The organism is uncultured Microbacterium sp., from assembly GCF_913776565.1.
Lineage (GTDB): Bacteria > Actinomycetota > Actinomycetes > Actinomycetales > Microbacteriaceae > Microbacterium.
Genome location: NZ_CAJYPF010000137.1, coordinates 1 through 3,682 on the forward strand (window position 1 = coordinate 1; position 3,682 = coordinate 3,682).

The following is a 3,682-nucleotide window of genomic DNA, read 5'->3' on the forward strand; positions in this document are numbered from 1 at the left end:
CGCGTCGGACTCGCACCCGTCGGGTCGCACGAGAATTCTTCACGAATCGAGCAGAAGGAGGCCGTCCGGTGAGCACCGGTACCGCAGCAGCACCCAGTGTCTGGAAACAGCCCGCCCAAGTGTGGGCCGTCGCGTTCGCGTGCGTCGTGGCGTTCATGGGGATCGGTCTGGTCGATCCGATCCTGCCCGCGATCGCCGAGTCGCTGAAGGCGTCGCCGGTCGAGACCGAGCTGCTCTTCACGAGCTACCTCGTCGTGACGGGACTGGCGATGCTGGTCACCAGCTGGATCTCGAGCCGGATCGGCGCGAAAGCCACTCTGCTGGTGGGCCTGGGACTCATCGTGGTCTTCTCGTTCCTGTGCGCCATCAGCGGCAGCGTGGACGCCGTGATCGGCTTCCGCGCCGGCTGGGGCCTGGGCAACGCCCTGTTCATCTCGACCGCTCTCGCCACGATCGTCGGCGCCGCCTCGGGCGGCAGCTCGGCCGCGATCATCCTGTACGAGGCCGCCCTGGGTCTGGGTATCGCCGTGGGCCCGTTGCTCGGTGGCGTGCTGGGCGAGGTGAGCTGGCGCGGCCCGTTCTTCGGTGTCGTGGTGCTGATGGCGATCGCGTTCGTCGCGGTGATGGTCCTGCTCCGCGGGCCGGCGCCGGCGCGCACCCCGCTGCCCTTCAGCGCCCCGTTCCGCGCGCTCGGGCGTCCGGCGCTGGCGATCCTGGCCGCGACCGCGCTGTTCTACAACATCGGCTTCTTCACGCTGCTGGCGTTCTCGCCGTTCCCCCTCGGCTTCGGCGCGATGGGGATCGGCCTCACCTTCTTCGGCTGGGGCGTGGGACTCGCGATCACGAGCGTGTGGGTCGCCCCCATCCTGCTGCGGCGCATGCGCCTGACCTCGGTGCTGCTCATCGCGCTGCCACTGCTCGCGGTCGACCTGCTGGTCGCGGCGTTCATCGTGTCGTCGGCTGCGGCCCTGGTGGTGTGCATCATCGTCGGTGGTCTCGTGCTGGGTGTGGTCAACACCGCGCTGACCGAGGCCGTGATGGAGGCCACCGACCTTCCGCGCTCGGTCGCGTCGTCGGCGTACTCCGCGGTGCGCTTCCTGGGTGGGGCCGTCGCTCCCCCGCTCGCCGCGCTGCTCTGGCACGCGTACGGCGCCGGCGTCCCCTACGTGATGGCCGCCGTCTCGGTCGCGCTGTCGGCGCTGTGCATCCTTCTCGGTCGGCGTCTGCTCGCGCACGTCGACGGGGCGCACCCGGATGCCGCGGACGAGGGCGCCGCGGTCCTGGTGGGCGACGCCGCGTAATCCTCGCGCGGCAGTCACCCCACCGCGTGCACCACGGCTCTCGCGCCGGGTGCCGACATGACGATCGAATAGTGATCGACGTGCGGCACCCGGCGCGTCGTCGTAAGGGCGGGGTGGGCGCTGCGCAGCGTGTCGAGGTCGGGGTACAGCGGCGGCGTCTCGCCGCGCAGCCCCCGCTCCGCCGCGAGCAGGGCGGTGGGGCGTGGCATCCGCTCTCTCGCGCGCTCGATGGACGCGCCGGTGTTCTGATCGATCGAGTCGGCCTCGACGGTCGCGAAGGTCGTCGCGGGACGCAGGTGCCCCGGGGTCCCCTGCAGGTCGTAGGCGAAGTACGCGTCCAGGAGGGGGTCCTCTCTGCCCGTGAACGCCGGGTGCGCGCGCCAGAAGTCGCGGTAGGCGCCGGTCGTCGCGAACCGCATGTCGAGGCGGGCCGCGGTCGGACCGAGCACGTGACGCACCGCGTCGCGCGGGTGCATCCCCGCGGGAAGATCGAGCGGAAGGCCGCCGTCGACGAGCACCACGCGATCGACGCGGTCTGGATGCCGGTCGGCGAGTACGAGCGCGATGAACGCCCCCATCGAGTGCCCCACGACGACGGCCCGGTCGATGTTCTTCGCGTCGAGCACGGCGACGAGGTCGTCGGCGTGACGGGCGAGGGGGGCGTCTCCGGGCCGGTTCCCCGTCGCCGGCGCGGGCGTGGCCGTACTCCGTCCGCGTCCGCGCAGGTCCGGCGCGATCAGACGCGCGGTCGTCTCGCGCGCGACCCACGCCCACGCGAGGTGCGACGCCGTGATCCCGTGCACGAGCAGCCACGGGATGCCCTCGGCATCCGGATGCCATTCCCCCACCCGCAGGGTTCCGCCCGGCACGGAGATGTCGGTGGAGGAGGGCGCGGGCTCGCCGGTTGCGGGAGTGTTCGGGCGGGATGCGCCCGTGTCGTCGTGGCTGTCGAGCTTCTCGGCGGTGTCTGTTGCGTGGCGTGTTTCGACGCCGTCTGTCGCGTGGCGACGTTCCGTGCCGTCTGCCGCGTGGCGACGTTGCGCGCCGTCTGTCGCGTGACGACGTTCCGCGCCGTCGCGCGCGTCGCGGTTTTCGGCTCCCTCGCCGGCGTCGGGCTGTTCTGCGCTGTCGCTCGTGTCGGACTGATCCGCGCCGCCGCCCTCGTGCATGGGGGAAATGCTGGCACGCGGGCGTCGATCGCGCATCGGTTCCGCGCCGCGGGGGGCGAGCGCGACGACGGCACCCGCCCCTGTGCGGGGGCGAGCGCGACGACGGTGCCCGCCCGTGCGCGGCGACGATGAGCGCACCATTCACTCCTGACCGGGCTTTCTCTTCGATGTCGGAGGTCAGCGATACCGTCTTCGCATGACAGACCCTCGCGTGACTCTCGACCGGCCGTGGCCGGCTCACGAGTCGCGCGCGTCTGCGTCGGCGGTCGGCTTCGATCGCTATCCGGATGCCGTGTTCTCTCCCGGACGCCGATTCGACGTGCCGTCCGTCGACGAAGACGACCTGCGACTCGACGCCGACACCGCGTGGGCGAGACGGCACGTGGACGGATGGTCGCCGTGGCCCGAGCTCGACGAGGAGTGGCCGGTGAGCCACGACCTCGGCGCGGCCGGCCCCGTCGCGATGGGCTGGGCCGCACCGGAAGCCCTGCTGCCCGACTCCCCCGCACTCGACGCCTCGGCGGCCGAAACGGCGACCCCCCAGCCCACCGCACCCGAATTCCCCGCACTCGACGCCTCGGCGGCCGAAACGGCGACCCCCGAGCCCACCGCACCCGACTCCCCCGATGCGCACCTGACGGCACTCCAGGCCGTCGCCGTCGAGCGTCGCCGCGCGACCGCCGAAGAGTATCGATTGATCGCGCTGATCCTCGACGACGCGGTCGCTCGTCCCCAGCCCTGGGTGGGCCAGGACCCGACTCTCGACCTCGCGTGGGACGACACGCGAGGTCGTTCCGTCGCGGCGGTGAGACGCGACCGCCTCGACATGGCCGAGCGCGCCGCGGTGGCCGAGATCGCGGTTCGCCTGCGTGTGTCCGAGCAGACGGTGCGGGTTCGCGCGAGCCAGGCCCGCACGCTGCAGGAGCGCAGTCCCGTGTCGTGGCAGACGTTCGTCGACGGTCGCACGTCCGAGCGTCACGCGGTCGAGACGGCTCGTCTCGCCTCGTCCCTCCCCCACGACGATCCCGCGTCGTGGACGGCGTTCGACGTCGGCGCCGCCGACCGTGCGTCACGACTGACACCCGCCCGTTTCTCCGTCGCGGCGCGCGCCCTTCGCGAGCGCGTGCACGCGGAGTCGCTCGAGGAGCGTCACCGTCGTGCGGGGCGCGACCGCGGGGTCTGGCTGACGGCCGAACTCGACGGCATGGCGAC

General features: G+C 72.3%; 3 protein-coding genes. 2 read left to right on the top strand and 1 reads right to left on the bottom strand.

The genetic code is table 11. The features are described from left to right. Positions 1–68 precede the first annotated feature (68 nt). Positions 69–1,301, top strand: a complete 1,233-nt coding sequence (locus QZ433_RS07245) for an MFS transporter (RefSeq protein ID WP_295781294.1) — start codon at positions 69–71, stop codon at positions 1,299–1,301. A 14-nt stretch (positions 1,302–1,315) separates the two neighbouring features. Here the strand turns inward: QZ433_RS07245 and QZ433_RS07250 are convergent, their stop codons facing one another. Then, complete coding sequence (locus QZ433_RS07250; protein WP_295781298.1) at positions 1,316–2,470, bottom strand: alpha/beta fold hydrolase; 1,155 nt, start codon at positions 2,468–2,470, stop codon at positions 1,316–1,318. A 196-nt stretch (positions 2,471–2,666) separates the two neighbouring features. Between QZ433_RS07250 and QZ433_RS07255 the strand changes: the two genes are divergently transcribed. Beyond that, positions 2,667–3,682: DUF222 domain-containing protein (locus QZ433_RS07255; protein ID WP_295781299.1), on the top strand; the 1,016-nt coding region annotated here is incomplete at its 3' end.